24 protein-coding genes and 4 tRNA genes are annotated in these 19,083 nt (G+C 44.0%); 10 read left to right on the forward strand and 18 right to left on the reverse strand.

What is annotated here, in order from left to right:
- Window positions 1-252 precede the first annotated feature (252 nt).
- Window positions 253-537: a hypothetical protein gene (locus tag HF888_RS09330; protein WP_007017052.1), complete on the forward strand. Its 285-nt coding sequence runs from the start codon at window positions 253-255 to the stop codon at window positions 535-537.
- A 68-nt stretch (window positions 538-605) separates the two neighbouring features.
- Here HF888_RS09330 and HF888_RS09335 read toward each other — a convergent pair whose 3' ends face one another.
- The gene (locus HF888_RS09335; protein WP_007017053.1) at window positions 606-1,082 is read right to left on the reverse strand and encodes a hypothetical protein; all 477 of its coding nucleotides are present in this window, start codon (window positions 1,080-1,082) and stop codon (window positions 606-608) included.
- A gap of 83 nt (window positions 1,083-1,165) precedes the next feature.
- On the opposite strand from HF888_RS09335, the gene HF888_RS09340 reads away from it, so the two are divergent.
- Window positions 1,166-1,558 (forward strand): SirB2 family protein, encoded by a 393-nt coding sequence (locus HF888_RS09340; protein WP_007017054.1) that lies wholly within the window; start codon window positions 1,166-1,168, stop codon window positions 1,556-1,558.
- A gap of 71 nt (window positions 1,559-1,629) precedes the next feature.
- Here HF888_RS09340 and queF read toward each other — a convergent pair whose 3' ends face one another.
- From queF to HF888_RS09355, 3 genes are read right to left on the reverse strand one after another with little or no spacing between them, the layout of a single operon-like run.
- The gene (gene queF, locus HF888_RS09345; RefSeq protein WP_007017055.1) at window positions 1,630-2,460 is read right to left on the reverse strand and encodes an NADPH-dependent 7-cyano-7-deazaguanine reductase QueF; all 831 of its coding nucleotides are present in this window, start codon (window positions 2,458-2,460) and stop codon (window positions 1,630-1,632) included.
- Complete coding sequence (locus tag HF888_RS09350) at window positions 2,460-3,239, reverse strand: ABC transporter permease (protein ID WP_007017056.1); 780 nt, start codon at window positions 3,237-3,239, stop codon at window positions 2,460-2,462. Before HF888_RS09350 ends, queF begins: the two co-directional genes overlap by 1 nt.
- A gap of 4 nt (window positions 3,240-3,243) precedes the next feature.
- Window positions 3,244-4,191, reverse strand: a complete 948-nt coding sequence (locus HF888_RS09355) for an ABC transporter ATP-binding protein (protein ID WP_007017057.1) — start codon at window positions 4,189-4,191, stop codon at window positions 3,244-3,246.
- Between the two features lie 14 nt (window positions 4,192-4,205).
- On the opposite strand from HF888_RS09355, the gene HF888_RS09360 reads away from it, so the two are divergent.
- Window positions 4,206-4,610: a PA2817 family protein gene (locus HF888_RS09360; RefSeq protein WP_007017058.1), complete on the forward strand. Its 405-nt coding sequence runs from the start codon at window positions 4,206-4,208 to the stop codon at window positions 4,608-4,610.
- Window positions 4,611-4,819: 209 nt separating this feature from the next.
- Here the strand turns inward: HF888_RS09360 and HF888_RS09365 are convergent.
- The 4 genes from HF888_RS09365 to HF888_RS09380 all read right to left on the reverse strand — a co-directional run bounded on the left by HF888_RS09365 (window position 4,820) and on the right by HF888_RS09380 (window position 5,256).
- Window positions 4,820-4,895: transfer RNA gene (locus tag HF888_RS09365), tRNA-Gly, on the reverse strand.
- Window positions 4,896-4,907: 12 nt separating this feature from the next.
- Window positions 4,908-4,983, reverse strand: a tRNA-Glu gene (locus HF888_RS09370).
- Between the two features lie 21 nt (window positions 4,984-5,004).
- Window positions 5,005-5,080, reverse strand: a tRNA-Gly gene (locus tag HF888_RS09375).
- Between the two features lie 100 nt (window positions 5,081-5,180).
- Window positions 5,181-5,256: transfer RNA gene (locus HF888_RS09380), tRNA-Glu, on the reverse strand.
- 141 nt (window positions 5,257-5,397) lie between these two features.
- Here HF888_RS09380 and HF888_RS09385 point away from each other — a divergent pair.
- Window positions 5,398-6,186 (forward strand): hypothetical protein, encoded by a 789-nt coding sequence (locus tag HF888_RS09385; RefSeq protein ID WP_007017059.1) that lies wholly within the window; start codon window positions 5,398-5,400, stop codon window positions 6,184-6,186.
- On the opposite strand, the gene HF888_RS09390 is transcribed toward HF888_RS09385, so the two are convergent.
- The 4 genes from HF888_RS09390 to msrB form a co-directional block, all read right to left on the reverse strand.
- Entirely contained in the window at window positions 6,183-6,632 is a 450-nt protein-coding gene (locus tag HF888_RS09390; protein ID WP_007017060.1) for a MarR family winged helix-turn-helix transcriptional regulator, read from the reverse strand. The two genes, HF888_RS09385 and HF888_RS09390, sit on opposite strands and share 4 nt — an antisense overlap.
- A gap of 67 nt (window positions 6,633-6,699) precedes the next feature.
- Window positions 6,700-7,179, reverse strand: coding sequence for a glutathione peroxidase (locus tag HF888_RS09395; protein WP_007017061.1), 480 nt, complete (start codon window positions 7,177-7,179; stop codon window positions 6,700-6,702).
- 135 nt (window positions 7,180-7,314) lie between these two features.
- Window positions 7,315-7,980 carry a DNA-3-methyladenine glycosylase I gene (locus HF888_RS09400; protein ID WP_007017062.1) on the reverse strand — a complete coding sequence of 222 codons (666 nt, stop codon included), beginning with the start codon at window positions 7,978-7,980 and terminating at the stop codon, window positions 7,315-7,317.
- Window positions 7,980-8,381 carry a peptide-methionine (R)-S-oxide reductase MsrB gene (msrB, locus tag HF888_RS09405; RefSeq protein ID WP_040297597.1) on the reverse strand — a complete coding sequence of 134 codons (402 nt, stop codon included), beginning with the start codon at window positions 8,379-8,381 and terminating at the stop codon, window positions 7,980-7,982. Before msrB ends, HF888_RS09400 begins: the two co-directional genes overlap by 1 nt.
- 139 nt (window positions 8,382-8,520) lie before the next feature.
- On the opposite strand from msrB, the gene HF888_RS09410 reads away from it, so the two are divergent.
- Together HF888_RS09410 and HF888_RS09415 are read left to right on the forward strand one after the other, a co-directional pair.
- Window positions 8,521-9,735: a pyridoxal phosphate-dependent aminotransferase gene (locus tag HF888_RS09410; RefSeq protein WP_007017064.1), complete on the forward strand. Its 1,215-nt coding sequence runs from the start codon at window positions 8,521-8,523 to the stop codon at window positions 9,733-9,735.
- Between the two features lie 18 nt (window positions 9,736-9,753).
- Window positions 9,754-10,179, forward strand: coding sequence for a hypothetical protein (locus HF888_RS09415; RefSeq protein ID WP_007017065.1), 426 nt, complete (start codon window positions 9,754-9,756; stop codon window positions 10,177-10,179).
- Here HF888_RS09415 and HF888_RS09420 read toward each other — a convergent pair.
- Entirely contained in the window at window positions 10,166-11,095 is a 930-nt protein-coding gene (locus HF888_RS09420) for a class I SAM-dependent methyltransferase (protein WP_007017066.1), read from the reverse strand. The two genes, HF888_RS09415 and HF888_RS09420, sit on opposite strands and share 14 nt — an antisense overlap.
- A 48-nt stretch (window positions 11,096-11,143) precedes the next feature.
- Between HF888_RS09420 and HF888_RS09425 the strand changes: the two genes are divergently transcribed.
- Complete coding sequence (locus HF888_RS09425; protein ID WP_007017067.1) at window positions 11,144-11,305, forward strand: PA1571 family protein; 162 nt, start codon at window positions 11,144-11,146, stop codon at window positions 11,303-11,305.
- Here HF888_RS09425 and pdxB read toward each other — a convergent pair.
- From pdxB to HF888_RS09450, 5 genes are read right to left on the reverse strand one after another with little or no spacing between them, the layout of a single operon-like run.
- Window positions 11,289-12,422, reverse strand: a complete 1,134-nt coding sequence (gene pdxB, locus HF888_RS09430; RefSeq protein ID WP_007017068.1) for a 4-phosphoerythronate dehydrogenase PdxB — start codon at window positions 12,420-12,422, stop codon at window positions 11,289-11,291. The genes HF888_RS09425 and pdxB overlap by 17 nt on opposite strands.
- Window positions 12,423-12,427: 5 nt before the next feature.
- Window positions 12,428-13,294, reverse strand: coding sequence for a 5'-3' exonuclease (locus tag HF888_RS09435; RefSeq protein WP_007017069.1), 867 nt, complete (start codon window positions 13,292-13,294; stop codon window positions 12,428-12,430).
- Entirely contained in the window at window positions 13,278-13,712 is a 435-nt protein-coding gene (locus tag HF888_RS09440) for a hypothetical protein (RefSeq protein ID WP_007017070.1), read from the reverse strand. The genes HF888_RS09435 and HF888_RS09440 overlap by 17 nt, the downstream gene beginning before the upstream one ends.
- Before the next feature lie 22 nt (window positions 13,713-13,734).
- Window positions 13,735-15,162: a DEAD/DEAH box helicase gene (locus HF888_RS09445; protein ID WP_007017071.1), complete on the reverse strand. Its 1,428-nt coding sequence runs from the start codon at window positions 15,160-15,162 to the stop codon at window positions 13,735-13,737.
- A gap of 2 nt (window positions 15,163-15,164) precedes the next feature.
- Window positions 15,165-15,707 (reverse strand): elongation factor P hydroxylase, encoded by a 543-nt coding sequence (locus HF888_RS09450; protein ID WP_007017072.1) that lies wholly within the window; start codon window positions 15,705-15,707, stop codon window positions 15,165-15,167.
- A gap of 257 nt (window positions 15,708-15,964) precedes the next feature.
- Between HF888_RS09450 and HF888_RS09455 the strand changes: the two genes are divergently transcribed.
- From HF888_RS09455 to HF888_RS09465, 3 genes are all read left to right on the forward strand, one after another.
- The gene (locus tag HF888_RS09455; protein WP_007017073.1) at window positions 15,965-17,365 is read left to right on the forward strand and encodes an MATE family efflux transporter; all 1,401 of its coding nucleotides are present in this window, start codon (window positions 15,965-15,967) and stop codon (window positions 17,363-17,365) included.
- A gap of 71 nt (window positions 17,366-17,436) precedes the next feature.
- A complete protein-coding gene (locus tag HF888_RS09460; protein ID WP_007017074.1) occupies window positions 17,437-18,111 on the forward strand; it encodes a hypothetical protein in 675 nt (224 codons plus the stop codon).
- A gap of 7 nt (window positions 18,112-18,118) precedes the next feature.
- Window positions 18,119-18,982 (forward strand): biosynthetic peptidoglycan transglycosylase, encoded by an 864-nt coding sequence (locus HF888_RS09465; protein ID WP_007017075.1) that lies wholly within the window; start codon window positions 18,119-18,121, stop codon window positions 18,980-18,982.
- Window positions 18,983-19,083 lie beyond the last annotated feature (101 nt).

The raw sequence follows: 19,083 nt of genomic DNA on the forward strand, positions 1-19,083 counted from the left end.
TATTGCGGGCCACTATAAAGCCAACAACTAATAGAAATTGCAACCTAGGGTACCAATTTATTCATTTTCACTGATTTTAAAGTGCTCAAACGTTTAATTTAAACAACCATTTAAGACTGCTTTGTTCGAATTTTTGAACTACCTTGAATATTGAATAATCGTTAATAGATCATTAAGTAATGAGGCTGGAAAAACTCTGGTAATCGCCAGCCAATGCCTCTAATTTCAAAGTCACGTCCCGAAGGAGGTGTTATGCAAGTGAATCCAATGGTCAACACACTGGTGCAACATATCATGGTGAATGAAGAGGACATCGGTGCTTGGCGCCGAAATTTAATTCAGAACCAGATATTTGATGCGCAAGAAGTAAAAGATTTGTCGGAACGAGAAATCAGCTTGATTCATCACGCCTTGCTGGTACAAAAGTTCAGTCAAATGAGTAGCGAAGAGCTAAATCGCGAAATAGAAAATCATAATGTCCAGTATCATCTGAATTTAGAAACGGATGACTTTCAAATGGGAGCCGTGGCTTATTAACCTCCCATCCCCCGAGAGCAAGGCTCGTATCTGAGCCTTGCTTTAATTGTACTTAAGAAGCAAACCCTTCACGCTGCAAATACATCCTCAGCACTATCAAGATAGACCGAACGCACCACTCTAACGCTCTCCTCTTGGATACTATCTGCCAATTGGTGCTTCTGTTTGCCCTTAAGGTAACTGCGCAGTTGCTTGAAGGTAATTCTTAGCTCTTTAAGCAAAACATCAAACATAGAGTGACGGCGAGAATGCAACATACTTAACAGCCGGAAATGCGCATGACTATAAAAGTATTCTGCTTCTTTTACTGAATCCAACATATGATAACTATGAGCCGTATTATGACAGGCCAACACAAAACGTCTCACCAATTCAGGTTGGGACAAATCATATTGATCCAAACACCCCTCCAAGAGGTCGACAGACTTAGCAAATGCTTTGCAAGCCTGTTTTAGTTCGCCCCTGTGGTAGCACGCATTTCCCTTTAGCGTGTAAAATTCCCATGCTTTGAAACATTCCTCCAAACTGGAATCTAAGCGAGTCATAGCAACCTCTCCTTATTGATAATGATTATCATTTAAATAGAGATTAACTATGCTGTCAAGGACTAATAACTAATAGGAAAACCATGGGTACCCTATACATCGCAATGAAACACAGCCACTTACTGCTAGTGGCACTGAGCCTAAGCTTTTTCGTCATCCGCGGCATTGCATTACTGATGCAGGCAGGATGGCTACAAAAGAAATGGGCGAAAATTAGCCCTCATATTATCGACACGTTTTTATTGGCAACGGGTATCGCATTAACGGTGATCACACATCAATACCCCATAAGCGATCATTGGCTAACGGCTAAAATGGTGTTTTTGGTAGGTTATATTCTGTTTGGCATCAAAATGATGAAAACCGACAATGTGATGCTTCGTCGCAGCTTCTTCGCCGCCGCCATTATCTGCATCATTATGATGGTCACCATTGCACGTACGCATCATCCCCTGGGTCTGTTTAGCTTAATCTAGAGCGAGACACAGCAGCATCGAGTAGACACAAAAAAAGCCCTTTCGGGCTTTTTTTGTGTCTTATTTTCAGGTTATTGACGAGGTAATCGACCCACCATATCTTTCACACTGATCGCAGAACGAGAAGAACGCATTGGATTGATGTCCAAGCCCCCTCTTCTTGTATAGCGCGCCGTAACGGTTAATGAATCAAAAGCTCCTAAACGCCACAAATCCGTAAACATCTGCTCGACACAGTGCTCGTGAAAATCATCGTGATTGCGATAGCTGATGATATAGGCAAGCAAAGCGGCGCGATCAATTTTACTGCCTTTGTAATCAATGACCACTGTTGCCCAATCTGGCTGATTCGTAACTGGACAATTACTTTTCAATAAATGACTTATTAGGATTTCTTGTGTGCTTTCGTCAGAAAAGGACAAAAGACTTGGGGTAGGCGCATAATCCTTAACCGTAATATCTTCATCATCAATACACTCGCCCGTTAGCGACTGAGCCAATGGATATTGCTCTACCGAATAAAAGCGAACGTCTACATCCGCACCAAAGCCCTGGCTCAGATCCTTTTGCATTAAAGCTTGAACCTCATCCGCATCATCAAAGCGCGTATTATTAAAACTGTTCAGGTATAGCTTAAAAGACTTGGATTCAACGATATTGCTTGAGTCACAAGGAATAATGAATTCTGCAATGGCCACTTGCGGCTTGCCCTTTTGGTTCAGCCATGAAATTTCATAGCCAGTCCAAAGATCATAGCCATAAAACCCCAAACCATTATTCAATGAATCATCAATCCCTTCTAACTTTGCGCGATTGCCGGCGCGCTCAATGGGATAGATTAAGCTTTGATCGTATTCCGATTTATATTCGGTTTCTTTACCTAGTAGAATATCGTCTTTCATTAGGAGCGTATCCCCTTACCACGGTGTAATAGCCACATACTACACACACTGAGTACCACAATTGTGCCGATCAAAATGCTATAGCAAGCAAACAAGCTCACATCGCTGACCCCTAACATGCCATAACGAAAACCGTTCACCATGTACAATATCGGGTTTACTTGTGAAACCAGTTGCCAGTGTTCGGGCAATAAATCCGTGCTAAAAAAGACACCTCCCAAATACGATAGCGGCGTCAACACAAACGTCGGCACCACGCTGACATCATCGAACTTCGTAGCGAACAAAGCATTAATAAAACCACCAAGTGAGAACAATATTGAACTCAGTAATACAACGGTGACCAGTACAAACAAATTAAAGACCTGCACATCAGTAAAAAATAATGCAACAAGAGTAACAATAAAGCCGGTTAACAAGCCGCGGGTTACCCCCCCGAACACGAACCCCCAAAGAATAACGGAATTCGGTACTGGAGCGACCAACAGCTCTTCTATACTGCGTTGGAACTTATTGCTAAAAAACGAACTGGACACATTCGAGTAGGAGTTATTGATCACCGCCATCATGATCAAACCCGGCATGATAAAAGAGATATAGTTAATCCCAGACATCTCTCCAATTCGCGACCCGATTAGATTACCGAAAATAATAAAGTATAGCGTCATTGTAATAGCGGGCGGCAGCAAGGTTTGCTGCCAAATACGCAAGAAACGCCTTACTTCTTTTACTAAAATAGTTTTAAACGCAACCCAATAAGCTGAAATAAAATGTCTCATTCTGTTACTTCCTTACCGCATCAACAAACAGAGTTTCTAGACGATTGCTCTTCGGCCTGATACCACTCACCGAAACACCTTGCTGATTAAACACAGTAAATAATTCGTTAATGGCCGTTCCTTTTTCAACCACGACCTCTAGACTGGAGTCATCCAACCAATGGTGATCTAGAGGCGACAAGGAAGGTCGATTAGAATAATCTTGAGCCAGCTCTACGATCATCGTCTGCTTATGTAGCTCCTGCAGCAAAGAGCGCATACTGGTATTCGTGACAATATCGCCATGATTGATGATCGCGATGTTCTCACATAAGCTTTCTGCTTCTTCAAGATAGTGAGTAGTGAGGATAATAGTTGTGCCCTCTTCCTCATTCAGTTTGGTTAAGTACTCCCACATACTTAAGCGCAGCTCAATGTCCACTCCCGCAGTTGGCTCATCTAAGATCAGCAGCTTGGGATTATGTACAAGCGCCCTTGCGATCATCAAGCGACGTTTCATACCGCCACTGAGCATACGAGATGGCACATCGCGCTTGTCCCACAAGTCCAATGCTTTGAGATATTTCTCACTCTGAATCAGAGCTTCTTGATGATTCATCCCATAATAACCCGCTTGGGTCACGACAATGTCTTGAACCTTCTCAAACTGGTTAAAGTTAAACTCTTGCGGAACAACACCCAGAAGACGTTTAGCGTGAAACCAATCCCCTTCTATGTCTTGCCCATAAACACAAACATCGCCAGAAGTTTTATTTACCAAACCAGAAACAATGCCAAGTGTGGTAGACTTGCCAGCTCCATTGGGGCCCAATAGTGCAAAGAAATCACCTTGCTTAACTTCCAAATCAATCCCTTTCAGCGCCTCATGACCATTGTCATAGGTCTTGCGTAAGTTAGAGATTTTTAAAGCAGGTGCTTGTGGGTCTATATTTAACGTATTCTTAGAGCTCATAAACGATTATTTATATGCAGGCGTACAATCCGAGACATCATACTCTCATTCTACTAAAAGACTTCGAAAAAACCGTGAAACAAGGTATTCCATTCAACCAAGAACCTTTGGGTGAGGACGAAGCTAGTTTCTTAGATCAACTACAGCGCATTGTAGCAGGTTTAGAAGACAACCAAAGTGATGTCCAATTTGAGGGACAAACTTGGTTATCTCGCCTATTTCGTAATTATCCGACGATCGCCCCTATCATGCCTAGAGAGGTTCTTTGGTATTTTGGCGGTGAAGCATTGCATTTTATGCCAGATGAAGAAATTGAAAAATTTCAGAAATTGGAAGAGCTTGTCGCTGAAGGGCACGATTACTTAGAAACGAAAATCGCCATTTTCAATAAAAAAGACGACAACACCACTGAACACTAGTCAAACGGCTGACTTGGCGATTAGGCCCTGCTTCTGCGGGGCTGTATTTACCTATACCGCCTCTTTGTATAATCCACTCCTGCAAACCAACTTACAAATGGCTAGTTCTATCTGCACGAACGGAACGGAACGGAACGGACTGAAGCTCAAGAATTTGAGTGGGTAAAAATAAATAACGAGGAAGTAAAAGAAAGAAACATCTAGAAAATTGGAGCGGGAAACGAGACTCGAACTCGCGACCCCGACCTTGGCAAGGTCGTGCTCTACCAACTGAGCTATTCCCGCAACAATGTAAAATGGTATCCCGTAGGGGAGTCGAACCCCTGTTACCGCCGTGAAAGGGCGGTGTCCTAGGCCTCTAGACGAACGGGACACAATTTGTTGACTGATAATTTGGAGCGGGAAACGAGACTCGAACTCGCGACCCCGACCTTGGCAAGGTCGTGCTCTACCAACTGAGCTATTCCCGCAACAATGTACTCTCTCTAGAAGAGAAAATGGTATCCCTTTTGGATTTGGCCGCCGTGCCATCATAAAACAGCGCGGTGTCCTAATCTCACAAAGAGAAAATGGTATCCCGTAGGGGAGTCGAACCCCTGTTACCGCCGTGAAAGGGCGGTGTCCTAGGCCTCTAGACGAACGGGACACACTGGACTTGAAACGTCAGTCACGTCTCAATGTGGCGCGCATTTTATGTATCTCATTGAATTGCGTCAAGTTTTTTCTGCAAAAAAGTTTTGAATTTTGCGTCTACACTTAGAGAAGATAGGGAAAAAAGAGTCTACTAATGGAAACTATGGTCATTTTGGGGGTTGTTTTAGTCGCTGCTCTCGTCGGTAGCATTTTTATCAAGAGTTATCTTGAGAAGAAACGCATCGAGCAAGCCCGCAAACTTGTGGACCTGCATGATGACCTGAAGCGCATGCAAAACGCTATCTCAATTATCCCCGAAATATACATTGATAAACCTACGAAGGTTTTCATGATTCGTCGCTTGATGGAGTTATTAAGCAAGGTCCAGCAAGCTGGAAATGAAAGTGAAGGCATTAATATTCAACTACAAGAACTAGAGTTCGAGCTTGATAAAGTACAAAAGAAGCAAGACGACAGCGTAAAACGTCTAGGCAAGTGCAGCAATATTAGCAACGCGGATACTGCACATGAGGTAAAAATGTCCATTAAGTTTCTTCACAGTCAAATGCTAGCATCCGTTAGAACAGGCTTAATCCCCAAGTCGTATGGTGCCCGAATAGCAAAAAACCTAAAAATCATGGCCAATCGCCTAGGGTTAGACCTCAATTATAATATGGCGAAAGCCGCACTAAAAATGAACAAGTGGCGCCCTGCCCTTGGAAAACTGCGCATGAGTAAGTCAATCATTCTAAAAAGCCCGATCAAGCAACACCTAGAACAACAAAAGAAAGAAATTGACGACCTCATAAGTAAGACCGAGGCAAAACTCAATGAAACTCGGATGCAGAATCAGGCAACCACACAAAACAAACTGGCTGCCGGGGTAGATAAAATTCAAGAAGAGGAAAGCTGGGAAGGTAAAAAGAATATATACGATGACTAATCAATAGGCTTGTCATCGAACAACTTTCGCAGTGTTTCTCTTAGTGCAGTGAGCTCTTCCACCTTGACCTGAGTGTTACATAGAAGCTTTTCAGGCACCCTCCTCGCTTGTTGCTTTAAGGATTCACCTAGCGGAGTTAAGCGCACCCAAACTTGACGCTCATCTTCTGTACTTCTCTGACGCTGAATTAGCTTTTTACCCTCTAGACGTTTAAGTAGCGGCGTTAAAGTACCACTGTCGAGTTTCAAGCGCTGCCCCAACTCCGTCACCGTGAACTTTTGTCCCATAGCCTCCTCCCACATCACCAACATCACAAGATACTGGGGGTAGGTTAAATCTAGAGGCTTCAGCAAAGGCTGATAAAGCTTGGTTAAATAACGGGAAGCGCTATACAGCTGAAAACAGACTTGGTTCTCTAGTTTTAGCAGCTCATCTTTATTCGACATAGGTCATCCTTGCTCGTAATTAATGGCAATGTAAACACTATGCCGAATGGGGTCAAATCCCTTTGGGCTATTCAACAAGCGCTTTCACATGCTTCTCGATAGCAGCTGGTTTTGTTGTAGGCGCAAAACGCTTAACCACTTTGCCCTCTTTATTAATCAAAAACTTGGTGAAGTTCCATTTGATCTTTTTACTACCCAAGAAACCTGGCGCTTGATCCTTAAGATAACGGTATAAAGGATGAGCATTGTCGCCATTCACCTCGATCTTACTGAACATAGGAAAGCTAACGCCATAATTTTTCATACAAAAACCAGCGATTTCACTGTCGCTGCCCTTATCCTGTTCTGCAAATTGGTTGCATGGAAAACCTAAGATCGCAAAGCCTTGATCCTTATATTGCTTATATAGCGCTTCTAGGCCGTCAAACTGAGGTGTTAAACCGCACTTGCTTGCTGTATTCACAATCAATAGCGGTTTCCCCTTGAACTCACTCAGTTCACGTTCTTGACCTGTGATATCCGTCGCTTTGAAATCGTATACGCTCATATTTTTCCTCATTAAATTTATTTGAATTTACCACCATTTAATTGTGCGAAATATAATTACCGAAAAAATCCCACCTGTCCAGTTATTAATCAACTAAAACAGTGTATTTGCGATTTCATTGAGCATGGAAAAATATCAGGTAAAAGAAAGCATACGCGAAATATGAGCCATGGGTACACCACCAGATTCTTCGTACCATTGATTGAAGGCACATTGAATCGTTCTTAAATCCCTTTGTGACGTTATTGGCTTTACTTGGTCAATAATACCCTGCGCCCGCAATTGCACTAAGACATCTTCGCTAAGTCTAAAGGTATCTTTACCCACCATGCGTAAAAACGAAGGCGCACTGGCACCACCTAATTGCGACCCTTGCTTTTTCATTTGAATCCAAAGCTCGACAATTTCAGTAACCGGATAGTGAGCCACTAACTCGGCAATACTGCTGCCCTCATTGCGCATATGTAAAATCCAGGCCGCATTATCTCGCATGGCTTTCATCTTTCCCCAGTGCTTTATCAATCCCGGCTCTCGCATATGAGCTTCCAGCATTTCATCACTTAAGCTGGCAATGTACGCAGGATTAAAGCCACCAAAGACTTGCTCAAACCTTGGCCATTTAGAATCCACTAAACTGTGTTTTAGCCCGGCTCGGAATATACGCAAGCTCATTAGAGAAAGGTATTCAGCATCGGTTTTTCGAAGTAGCTGCTGCTCAGTGCTTACCTCAGGTAAATACACTTGATAATTCAATCCTTTCAAATCCTCAGCTCGCTGCTGAATCCAATCGTACGACTTCATTACTCGTCTTCTTTCTTCTCAAAATCTAGTGATACGCTGTTTACACAATATCGAATACCCGTTGGTGCGGGGCCATCTGGAAACACATGACCAAGATGAGCATCACATTTACCGCAGGTAATTTCCGTACGAATCATGCCATGACTAGTATCTTTATGCTCTTCAATGGGAGCGTTCGGCAGCGGCTCATAAAAACTTGGCCAACCACAACCAGAATCATATTTACCAGAAGAGGAAAAAAGCGGCTCACCACAACAAATACAATGATAAACACCGGTCTCTTTATTTTGATTCAGCTTACCTGTAAACGGACGCTCGGTGCCCTTTTCACGGGTCACGTGATAAACATCAGGATCTAATTGCTCACGCCATTCCTGCTCAGACTTTACAATCTTACTCACAACAACGTCCTCCTTTTCTTCGAAATCCAAGGACAATTTACGGATTTCGTTTGGATGAAACAATGATAAAAGGGTATTATCAACCCTCTTGCAAATACGCGTAATTACACGCCTTGGTTTGAAAAAGTTTGAGGTATTCATGCACGAATTTCACAAGTCCAACAAGCTCGCTAATGTGCTGTACGACATTCGAGGACCTGTGCTCACCGCCGCCAAGCGTATGGAAGAAGAAGGCCATCGCATCCTCAAACTTAACATCGGCAACCCTGCTCCCTTCGAGTTAAACGCACCGGATGAGATTATTCAAGATGTCATCCATGAATTGCCTAACGCGGAAGGCTACAGCGATAGCAAGGGTATCTACAGTGCTCGCAAAGCCGTGATGCAATACAGCCAACAAAAAGGCATTGATGGCGTTGAAATCGATGACATTTATCTAGGCAATGGCGTTAGTGAGTTAATAGTCATGGCTCTACAGGCGTTGATCAACAACGGCGATGAAGTCTTAATACCTGCGCCAGACTACCCGCTTTGGACCGGCGCAGTGAGCTTAGCAGGTGGCACACCGAGACACTATATCTGTGATGAGCAAAGCAACTGGTATCCAGATCTGGATGACATTCGTGCCAAAGTCACACCGCAAACCAAAGCCATGGTGATTATTAACCCGAATAACCCAACCGGTGCGCTCTACCCCAAAGAAGTATTGGAAGGCATGATCGAAATTGCCCGCGAAAATAATCTTGTGGTTTTCAGTGATGAGATTTACGACAAAATTATTTTTGATGAAGTCGAGCACACGTCAACAGCATCGCTGGCCGATGACTTATTATTCATAACGTTTAATGGTCTATCCAAAACGTATCGCCTTGCTGGATTCCGATCAGGCTGGTTGATTGTCAGTGGCGCCAAGCATAAGGCCAAAGACTATATGGAAGGTTTGGATATGCTGGCGAATATGCGTTTGTGCGCAAATGTACCCGCACAGTACGCGATTCAAACAGCCCTTGGTGGTTACCAAAGCATCAACGATTTGATCAAGCCCGGTGGTCGCATTTATGAGCAACGAATGACTGCTCACAATATGATTAACGACATCCCAGGTTTAAGTTGCACCTTACCGCAAGGTGCTCTTTACAGTTTCATAAAAATGGATCAGAAGCGTTTTAACATCAAAAATGATGAGAAAATGGTTTTGGACTTATTAGAGCAACAAAAAATTCTAATCGTTCATGGCCGTGCTTTTAACTGGCCAGAACCTGATCATTTCCGTTTAGTATTTTTACCCCGTGTCGAGGATTTAGAACAAGCCATCGAAAAAATGGGGCATTTCTTTGAACGTTATTCGCAATAATAAAACAGTTGAGTTGCCATGATCGACGTTAACATTGACGACTTTTACAAAGACATTGCGGTAATATTGCTGAGCTTATATCGGCAATTTCCGCAAAAGATTTCTCTTTTTGTAGAAGACGTGAGTGGCCCAGATACGATTGACGAGTTTGGTCTTCACAGTCCTAGGCACATGGCTTGCGTAGGGGCATTTCAATGGTTACACGATGAGGGTTACGTGCGATATCGTGACCTTGCTCGTTATGAAGTAGCCGATGAATGTACACTAACACAAAAAGCGTTTTCTAAATTAATCAAACCTCAATTGAATACCGAACAACGCGAAAGCGCTTCTTCAATCGAGCGTCAGCAAAGCACACTAGTATTCAAACTGGATGAAGCCATCCAAGCACAAGCCGGCGTAGATGTTCGATACCTCATCGAAGAGCATTTTATTTTAAGCTAAAAAACATAATTTTTAGTGAGGATTGCTCGTCTTTATCCGCCAGCACAGAAGGGTTTTCAAGTCGCCCATCAAACCGTGCTTCGGGAATAGACTCGGCCACTGTATCGATCAAAAACTGTTCGTCTAAAGCGGGACTATTAAGACACAACATGAGCTTGCCCTTCTCTGCGATAAACGGCGCAATTTTTTTCAACGTCTTTGCATAGTCTTTTTTCACATCAAACGCTTTAGTTTGAAAACTAGGCGGATCACAAATCACCAAATCATAGGGCCCTTTCTGACCTATCTTTTTGATCATTTTAAATACATCTTGCGCCATAAAAGCGGTGCCTGCACCCGAGAATTCATTGAGGGCAAAATTCTGTTGACCCCTTTTAATGGCCGCTTTCGCCATGTCCACATTAACAACCTGACGTGCACTACCTGCCGCGGCCGCCACGCCTAAGCTACAGGTATAAGCAAACAAATTCAGAACCGACTTATTTTGACAGTTTTCGCGTACCCACTTTCGTCCGTGAGCCATATCTAAAAACAACCCTGTATTTTGATTGCGTCCAAGCGTGACCCAATATTTTAGGTTCTGCTCCGTAACGACAAATTCTTTATCAATGTAAGAGGCATCTCCCATGATCACTTCAACAGGATCACCTTTTTCGTGACGTCGCTGAATATAAATGTGTTCGATCCCCCACGCCGCTGCATTTGCTTTAATACTCTCAACAAGCGCCATGAGAGGCGCTTCATTAACCGGTTGATACACCATGCACCAAAGCACAGGAGCATAGTATTCGATGTTAATTTGTTCGAACCCGCGTACCAATCCGCCACGCCCATGAAAGACACGAAACGCCTCATTGCTTGGAAAAGCTTGTTCGAAGGCAGAATAAACTTGCTCTTGGGGGTTGGTCTGATTCACACTGAAAGCCTATACTGATAATTACTTTAGTTTATTGGGGGATAAAACATGGCTGCAACCACCCATAACAACGAGAAAGCGCACAAAGACGCGGATTACATGCATGGGGCCGCCGTCATCGATAAAAACGGCAAAGAACACCCCATTACGGAAGAAATGATTGAAAAGGCCCTGAAACAAATTCTAAAGGCCTCTAAGACTTCATCTTGATGCCCAGTGCTTCCAGCATGTAATTACCACGAATATTACGTGCGGAAGCAACCAAGCGATTCAAATCACGACGTACTGGATAATTCTTACGCAACAAATCAAAGGCTTTGGCCTTCTCTTCATCTGATAACCCTAGCAAACTCTTCATCCGATAGTGATCATCACGCACATCGTAACCACTACGAATCATCTTCTGTAATACAAACTCTTCTTCCGATTCCGAACTAAAGCTCACTTTACGCAACTGAGCCTCTGGAATCAGCTGTTCAAGCTTTGTACGACGCGGCAATGCCAAAAACTCACACAAGGCATCGTAAATCATGGCACTGCCCTGATACTTGCCATCGAGGCTGTATCCCGCTATGTGTGGCGTAGCCAATAAACAACGGGTGAGTAATTCATCGTTAGGGCTGGGTTCTTCCTCGAAAACATCTAAAATCGCGGAAAAGGTTTTCACTTCACGAATGTGACGCAGCAAGGCTTGGTTATCGATAACCGCACCTCGACAGGAATTAATTAAAACCGCATTGGGTTTCATGCTGCTTAAGCGCGCGTCGTCCACTAAATGAAAGGTCTTATGCTCACCCTCTTTGGTAATGGGGGTATGCAGCGTCACGATATCCTGCTGCCAAACGGCGGTTTTTAGTTCCTCTGAATCTAAACCTTCAATATTCGGATCATAGGCAATCGCCTCAACACCGACTTGAGTTAGGGTTTCCAGCAACATACCGCCGACATTACCAGCACCCACGATACCCACAGACATGTCGCGAATTGACCGTTGCTTCATTTCAGAAATCACGAGCATGCAACTTAATACATAATCCACCACGGCTTTGGCATTGCAGCCAGGGGCATTTGCCCATTTAATGCCTGCTTGTTCTAGGTAATCCGTATCCAAATGATCGGTACCTATGGTGCAGGTACCAACAAAACGTACTTTAGAGCCCTGCAGTAAAGCCTGGTCCACTTTAGTAATCGAACGCACTAATAAAATGTCCGCATCCGCTACATCAGCATTGCTCATCTTGCGGCCGGGTAAGGTCACAAGATCTTGGCATAAAGGCGCAAAAAAACCGTCCAATAAGGGAATGTTTTCGTCTGCCACTATTTTCATTAGGGTTAACTCGTCAGTCGTTGAAGGGGTTTCTTTAAGCGATGCGCAATGCCCAGTACTTCGCATTGCGCCATTAACTCATCTATCTGATCACTTGTTCTCACTTTAAAACGCAGCGTCTGATCCTTAAGCACTTTTAATTGGGTCAACTTAAGGTTGAGTACAATACGATCTTGGTATTCTAGAATATTCTGTTTAATTCTTGCACTACCTCGAACCGGTAAAATGTCGTCGGAGTGCACCGCATCCATGATCTGAGGCCAATCCTCATAAGCCTGTAAAAGCCGCAGTGCGGTCTTATCACCTATTCCTGGCACACCCGGAATATTATCACTCACATCTCCGACCATGGCTAAATACAACGGAATTTGTTGTGGCGCTAAACCAACTTCTTCCTCTAATCGTTTTTGAGTCCAAATTTGGTTGGTAGCGACATCTTGCATGGTGACGCGACCTTCGATCAAAAGCTGGCGTAAATCTTTATCACGGCTATGAATGACGCATGGGTCCGAAGGATAGCAAGCAATGGTTGTGGCAATTAAATCATCCGCTTCCAGTTCATCACTGGCTAGCACAGCGAACCCTAGGGTTTCACATACCAATTTCAAAGCGGATAGCTGATAAATAATGTCGTCAGTCGGTAATGGACGATTGGCTTTATATTCAGGATCTAATTCATGGCGAAAGCCTGTTCCAAGACTCTCATCAAAACAACAGATCGTGGATTCAGCTAACAAGAATTCAGGTTTCAATAACCAACGAAGTGAACTGAGCAATGCACTGACATCATAGCCATCGTCATTAATAACAACAGGTCCGGGGGCAAAATAATAGCGAAAGAAAACTGCGCTGATATCAATGATGTGCTTCATCAAGACTCTTTATTGAACGAAACGCCATATGCTGGTTATCGATCACCATAGGCAAAGGCCGGGGAGATCGAATGCCTAACGACTCAATTGAACTCCCCTTGGGAAAATGCAATTGGCCATTTTCTAATCGAGCAGGAAAATCAGGTAGCGGGTGATACCACCCCAGTAATTGCTCGTTTTCAAACAACAGCAACCAACGCACCGGTAGATAGTCTTGCCCAACACGCTCCAAACCCACCACTGAAACCGATTCTTCTCGACCAAAATAATACAGGCTGACAAGCTCATCGGTTTCTAACAGCTCGGGTCTTTGTTGCTCTATCAACTCATGGGCTTTCTGAGCAGACATAGCCATAGCATTTAATGCCATCCCCATGGCCATGCCCACTAAAAATAACCGCATTGTGATTGCTCGCATCCTTGCTTCCTCTTAAAAGGTGTTAGCTCTGATATTGATCAGTGCTCACCTTTTTCCCTAGGTAAGATTCCAAGTCCATTAAGCCATAGGCTTCATATTCATCGATAAATGTAATGGCAGTACCGCTTTCTCCTGCTCGACCAGTACGCCCAATGCGATGAACGTAATCTTCAGGATCATCTGGCAAGTTATAGTTAAACACGTGGGTAATGCCGTCCACATGAATACCTCGACCCGCCACATCTGTGGCTACCAACACGGCGCCATCTTCTGACTTAAAGCGATCAAGAGTTTTCATGCGCTTGGCTTGCGCTACTTCACCACTTAAAAGTAGCGCCTTCACTCCACGCTTGTTCAAGCGATCTGCCAAATCACGACAGGTATCTCTACGGTTAGCAAAGATAATGGATTTACCCGTGTTTTCTTTCTCTAAATACTCGATCAGTGCGTTGTCTTTTTGAGTTTCTTGCAAACTGATGAATTGCTGTTTAACGGTTTCCGTTGCCACAGATTCTGGCTCAATTTCTACTTGCTCGGGCTTATAGGTCCAGCTTTCGCTTAACGCCACCACATCATAGGGGTAAGTGGCACTAAACAACTGAGTCTGACGAATAGATTTTTCGGGCGTGCCGCGAATAATGCGTTTTAAGTCAGGGATGAAACCCATATCCAACATACGGTCTGCTTCGTCAATCACCAGCATTTCTACTTGGTCTAGATACACTATGCCCTGCTGTAAATAATCAAGTAGTCGACCTGGGGTCGCAACTACAACATCTACGACCTCATTCTCTAATTGTTCTTTTTGCTTGTCATAGTCCACGCCGCCCAATACGGTAACAATGTTCAAATCAGCATACTTAGACAAGCCATCCGCATCTTTTGCTATCTGCATAGCCAGTTCACGTGTCGGAGCCAGAATCAATGCTCGTGGCTCACTAGCAAAACGCTCTTCTGGCTTTACGGTTAACAGCTTCTGCAATACGGTAATCAAGAATGCCGCGGTTTTACCCGTACCTGTTTGCGCTTTACCAATGATATCTCGACCCGCCAATGTATATGGCAGTGCTTCTGCTTGAATGGGGCTGGCGTAAGAAAAGCCTAAGTCTTGAATGCTTCGCATAATGCGTGCATCCAAATTAAAGTCATGAAAGCGAACCTTACCTTCCGCAGGTTCAACTTTAAATTGATCAACCGACCAATCACCCATAGGCGGTGTATGACGACGAGGTTGATTAGAGCGATTATTGCTCTTTGGACCAGATTTAGGAGCACCTTTGCGGTTGCCACCTTTACCATTACGCGGACCATTGTTACGCGCTGGACCATTTTTATTCTGGCGATTTTGCGGCTTGCCTTTGTTACCGCCAGAGGATTTGGCCGGGCCTTTTTTGTTATTTTGTGGTTTTGATTGATTATCTTTACCAAAAAGACTTTTCAGTAATCCCATATTTATAATGCTTCCAAAGTAAATTCATCTACAGCCAGGGGTGGTCGCTTATAAAACTTAATTAAAGCCTGACTGAATTGTTGCGCTCGCTTTGGCAAACCATTTTTCAAGTAGTCTTTTACTTGCTCATGAAGCGCTCGTTTAAAGCGTTGGGTTCGATCTTCTATATCGCCCAAATCGCCATTTAAGTTATCCAAACTAACGTTAAAGTGAAACCCTGCACTTTTCGCCAATATCCATTCCAGCGCCTGTGGTTTTATTTCCACCTTTTCAAATTCATCTTGCTCGTCTTGGGTTCGACCATCAGGGTTATACCAATAGCCAAAATCCACCAACTGCCTGCGAGCCTGTCCCGCAATACACCAATGACTGATCTCATGTAATGCACTGGCATAGAAACCACGGGCGAATATCACTCTATGATACGGATAATAAGGCGTGGCGGGAAGGTAGATTGGCTCTTCCCCGCCTTTTACTAGCTCTGTGGCCAAGTCGATCTTAAAACAAGCATTAAAAACGTCAATTATGTCCTGACACTTATGCAAATATGCACCTCTAAGTCACTTTACGCTCTGGCCTTGATCGTGTTTTAAGATCAAAGCCTAGAATTGAAGATCTAACGGGTAAAATCGCCGGATGTGCTTTATACCAGCAAACGGCCTTGGCCACCAGTAATCACGGGCATTGCTTCGTTCTTATAACAGTCTGAGCAACACTCTGATACGGGTGCGTAAATCCATTGCATTTCGAATGGAAATAGCCATACTGAGCCAGCTTTACGACCTTTCAAATAAGAAGACACATGGCCCGTTTCGCATCTTTTATAGAACGCAGTCGCCCGTTGATGGCACTTATGATCCCCATACTCGGTACGCAAGTGGCGCAAACTGGTATGGGTGTAGTTGATACCTTAGTAGCAGGCATTGCAGGTACATTGGACCTAGCTGCAGTGGCGGTAGGCTCAAGCGTTTGGTTACCACTCGTTCTCTTAGTAAGCGGTATTATGGTGGCACTAACCCCGCTAACGGCCCATGCGGACGGTATGGAAAACCTAAAAAAGAGACGCGAAGAGTGCCGCGAAACGCTTCAGCAAGGCCTGTATCTTTCACTATTTATTGGCATTGTCGCCATGTTCATTTTGCTGATATTCACCGCTCCATTAATGCAAATCATGGGCGTTACCGAAAACATCCAAGCACCAACAAAAGAATATCTTGATTACATTGCCTACGGTCTACCTGCGGTTGCCGTTTACCAGGCTTTTCGCTCTTACAACGAGGGCCTCGGCCTAACCAAACCCGTTAGTATTATTGCGTTGAGCGCATTAGCACTCAATATTCCATTAAATCTATTATTTGTATTGGGGTATGGCCCAGTGGAAGCCATGGGCGGCCCCGGCTGTGGCTTAGCCAGTTTGATTATTTTTTATGTGGCAGCCATCGCGCTGGGTGTCTATACCTTTTATGCAAAACCCCATGATGAAATCGAACCTCTCAAACAATATCGCAAACCTCATTTTGGCAAAATCGCTGAAATCAATGCGCTCGGCTTGCCCATTGGTTTGGCTATTTTTGTGGAAGTCAGCTTGTTTTGTATCATCGCGTTACTGATTGCAAGCCTTGGCGCCGATACGGTCGCCGCCCACCAAATCACATTAAATATTTCTACTCTTGTCTTTATGGTGCCGCTGAGTTTAGCAATGGCGTTAACCGTTCGAGTGGGACAAGAATTAGGTAAACGCTCCGCCGAAGGCGCACGTTTAGCATGGATCAACGGTTTGCAAATCAACTTGATATTTGCAACTTTTAACGCGGCTGTTTTATTTTTCCTAAATGACTTTTGGGTTGGCTTTTACACAGAAGACCAAGACGTCGCCAAGCTGGCAAGCTGGCTGTTAGTTTTTGCGGCAGTATTTCAATTTAGTGACAGCATGCAAGTAGGTGCCGCCGGAGCATTGCGTGGCTACAAAGACACCTTTGTTGTGCTCATGATCACCATTATTTCATTTTGGTTAATTGGCCTGCCACTGGGCCATTACCTTGGCCTAAGCAGTGATGCTCCTATGGGCGCTCAAGGTTTTTGGATCGGTTTAATCGTCGGGTTAAGTGTAAACGCCATACTTCTAATGCATCGTTTAAGTCGTGTGTCGCAAAAGACCATACAAACACAAGCTATGAACACGGCAGAGCTTATTCAAAACTAATTGGCTACCCCTCAAAAATTGCGCCTATACTCAAATTAAATGCAGATTGTAGTCGCAATATAGAGGGCAGTATGGCCAAAAAAGCCAAGATCATCGATTTTCGCCACCACCAACAGCTGGCACAACCCACCATCGTTCGTTTACTTCCGGAACTCGACGGCATTGAAATGCTGTACACGAATGAAGCATCGGAGGATATCTATAGTTTAAAAGTTTTATGCTGGGCGTTGTGGAGCGATGGACATGTGGACGGCATGGTACCTTGGCTTAATCGTATAGTTGCATGTCGCTCTTTAGATGACCCGCTTCATGGTCATTGGGAAGGTTTCATGGATGCACAGACCGGACAAATTCTGTTTTCCATACCAAAATTTAAAGAAGAATATTTAAGAGACAGTGCACAGTTTTATCCCGTCATTGAACATAGCCAGCCAGAAATTATTCAAGAAATTCCTGATACCATCGGAAGCCACGCCATTTTTTCCAGCGATGGCTTTGCCAGTTTTAGCATGGAAGAAATTCATAGTTGGCGCTTATACAGTGACGGTACGCTTCTCGCCATGGCGGTAGAAGAAAGCAACCCGCACTACACACCTGTGTTACCTGGCGACGATTGCCTATACAGTGTTTATCATCGCAAAGATTTTCAGTACTATTTCCAGCACGCCATTGCCAATAAATTAAAATCCAATGATCCTGATGCCCTAGCTGCTATGGCCAGCCTGAGCCATCATAAACAGACCTAGAACGCACATGTTTCATATCAAGGACGACGTACTAAATAGCTTAGAAACCAACCCGTGGAAGCGTCTCCGCTATCGCTTTATTCGTATTATTACTAGCCCAGTGAGAATGCTGCGAGCCCTATTTTTAATTACGGGCGCTTTGTTTTGGAGTGGTATAACCGCATTAGCGATTGGCGGTTACTTTGTATTAGAGAGCCTGCCTAACTTTACGGAAATCGGATTTACCGGTGCTAAGCAAGCGGCCACGCAACGTATTGAGCAACGCATAGAAAACAGCGATGATCCAAAACTGGCAACCTATCAATGGACCAGTTTAGCGAACGTCAATCGAGAGCTATTGTATGCCATTGTCATGAGTGAGGATGGCGATTTCTTTAGTCACCAGGGGATTGATTACGACGCTTTAATGAACGCATTGGGCGAAAACATCAAACGCCAAGAATGGAGCTTTGGTGCCAGCACCATTAGCCAGCAAACCATAAAGAATATTTACTTAACCAGCGATAAAACCTTGTATCGCAAACTCACAGAAGTCGTTATTACACAGCGACTCGAAAAAGCGCTTAGTAAAAATGAAATACTTGAGCTCTATCTCAATATCATTGAATTCGGCCCTAATCTCTACGGTATTCACGCCGCAAGCCAATATTACTTCAACACCACGCCCGATAAAATTAATGGGGCGCAAGGTGCATTTTTAGCAATCCTGATGCCCAGCCCACGGAAATACCACTTTAGTATTTATAAAAACCAATATTTTGCACCGCGCCACAAACGCAAATTCCGTCGCATCCTACAAGACATGGCGTACAAGGAATACATCAGCCCAGCGCAATACGATCGTTACCTCAATTGGCCATTTTTTCGCTAAGCCAAACAAATGCCGAACATCTACAGCACCTTCATTAGCTGATTCTCAAATTCTTGATATAGATCTAGTAAAATCCAGCCACATTAATGGGAAAAGATGCA

It is taken from the genome of Bermanella marisrubri (assembly GCF_012295615.1).
GTDB classification, from domain to species: domain Bacteria; phylum Pseudomonadota; class Gammaproteobacteria; order Pseudomonadales; family Oceanobacteraceae; genus Bermanella; species Bermanella marisrubri.

Excerpts from the sequence above, each read along its gene's own strand:
- HF888_RS09445 (WP_007017071.1), bottom strand. The coding sequence starts at position 15,162 with ATGGGATTACTGAAAAGTCTTTTTGGTAAAGATAATCAATCAAAACCA.
- HF888_RS09440 (WP_007017070.1), bottom strand. The coding sequence starts at position 13,712 with ATGCGAGCAATCACAATGCGGTTATTTTTAGTGGGCATGGCCATGGGG.
- HF888_RS09455 (WP_007017073.1), top strand. The coding sequence starts at position 15,965 with ATGGCCCGTTTCGCATCTTTTATAGAACGCAGTCGCCCGTTGATGGCA.
- HF888_RS09465 (WP_007017075.1), top strand. The coding sequence starts at position 18,119 with ATGTTTCATATCAAGGACGACGTACTAAATAGCTTAGAAACCAACCCG.
- HF888_RS09330 (WP_007017052.1), top strand. The coding sequence starts at position 253 with ATGCAAGTGAATCCAATGGTCAACACACTGGTGCAACATATCATGGTG.
- HF888_RS09415 (WP_007017065.1), top strand. The coding sequence starts at position 9,754 with ATGATCGACGTTAACATTGACGACTTTTACAAAGACATTGCGGTAATA.
- HF888_RS09340 (WP_007017054.1), top strand. The coding sequence starts at position 1,166 with ATGGGTACCCTATACATCGCAATGAAACACAGCCACTTACTGCTAGTG.
- HF888_RS09410 (WP_007017064.1), top strand. The coding sequence starts at position 8,521 with ATGCACGAATTTCACAAGTCCAACAAGCTCGCTAATGTGCTGTACGAC.
- HF888_RS09385 (WP_007017059.1), top strand. The coding sequence starts at position 5,398 with ATGGAAACTATGGTCATTTTGGGGGTTGTTTTAGTCGCTGCTCTCGTC.
- HF888_RS09350 (WP_007017056.1), bottom strand. The coding sequence starts at position 3,239 with ATGAGACATTTTATTTCAGCTTATTGGGTTGCGTTTAAAACTATTTTA.
- HF888_RS09435 (WP_007017069.1), bottom strand. The coding sequence starts at position 13,294 with ATGAAGCACATCATTGATATCAGCGCAGTTTTCTTTCGCTATTATTTT.
- HF888_RS09425 (WP_007017067.1), top strand. The coding sequence starts at position 11,144 with ATGGCTGCAACCACCCATAACAACGAGAAAGCGCACAAAGACGCGGAT.
- HF888_RS09360 (WP_007017058.1), top strand. The coding sequence starts at position 4,206 with ATGCAGGCGTACAATCCGAGACATCATACTCTCATTCTACTAAAAGAC.
- pdxB (WP_007017068.1), bottom strand. The coding sequence starts at position 12,422 with ATGAAAATAGTGGCAGACGAAAACATTCCCTTATTGGACGGTTTTTTT.
- HF888_RS09335 (WP_007017053.1), bottom strand. The coding sequence starts at position 1,082 with ATGACTCGCTTAGATTCCAGTTTGGAGGAATGTTTCAAAGCATGGGAA.
- HF888_RS09460 (WP_007017074.1), top strand. The coding sequence starts at position 17,437 with ATGGCCAAAAAAGCCAAGATCATCGATTTTCGCCACCACCAACAGCTG.
- HF888_RS09395 (WP_007017061.1), bottom strand. The coding sequence starts at position 7,179 with ATGAGCGTATACGATTTCAAAGCGACGGATATCACAGGTCAAGAACGT.
- HF888_RS09355 (WP_007017057.1), bottom strand. The coding sequence starts at position 4,191 with ATGAGCTCTAAGAATACGTTAAATATAGACCCACAAGCACCTGCTTTA.
- queF (WP_007017055.1), bottom strand. The coding sequence starts at position 2,460 with ATGAAAGACGATATTCTACTAGGTAAAGAAACCGAATATAAATCGGAA.
- HF888_RS09400 (WP_007017062.1), bottom strand. The coding sequence starts at position 7,980 with ATGAAGTCGTACGATTGGATTCAGCAGCGAGCTGAGGATTTGAAAGGA.
- HF888_RS09390 (WP_007017060.1), bottom strand. The coding sequence starts at position 6,632 with ATGTCGAATAAAGATGAGCTGCTAAAACTAGAGAACCAAGTCTGTTTT.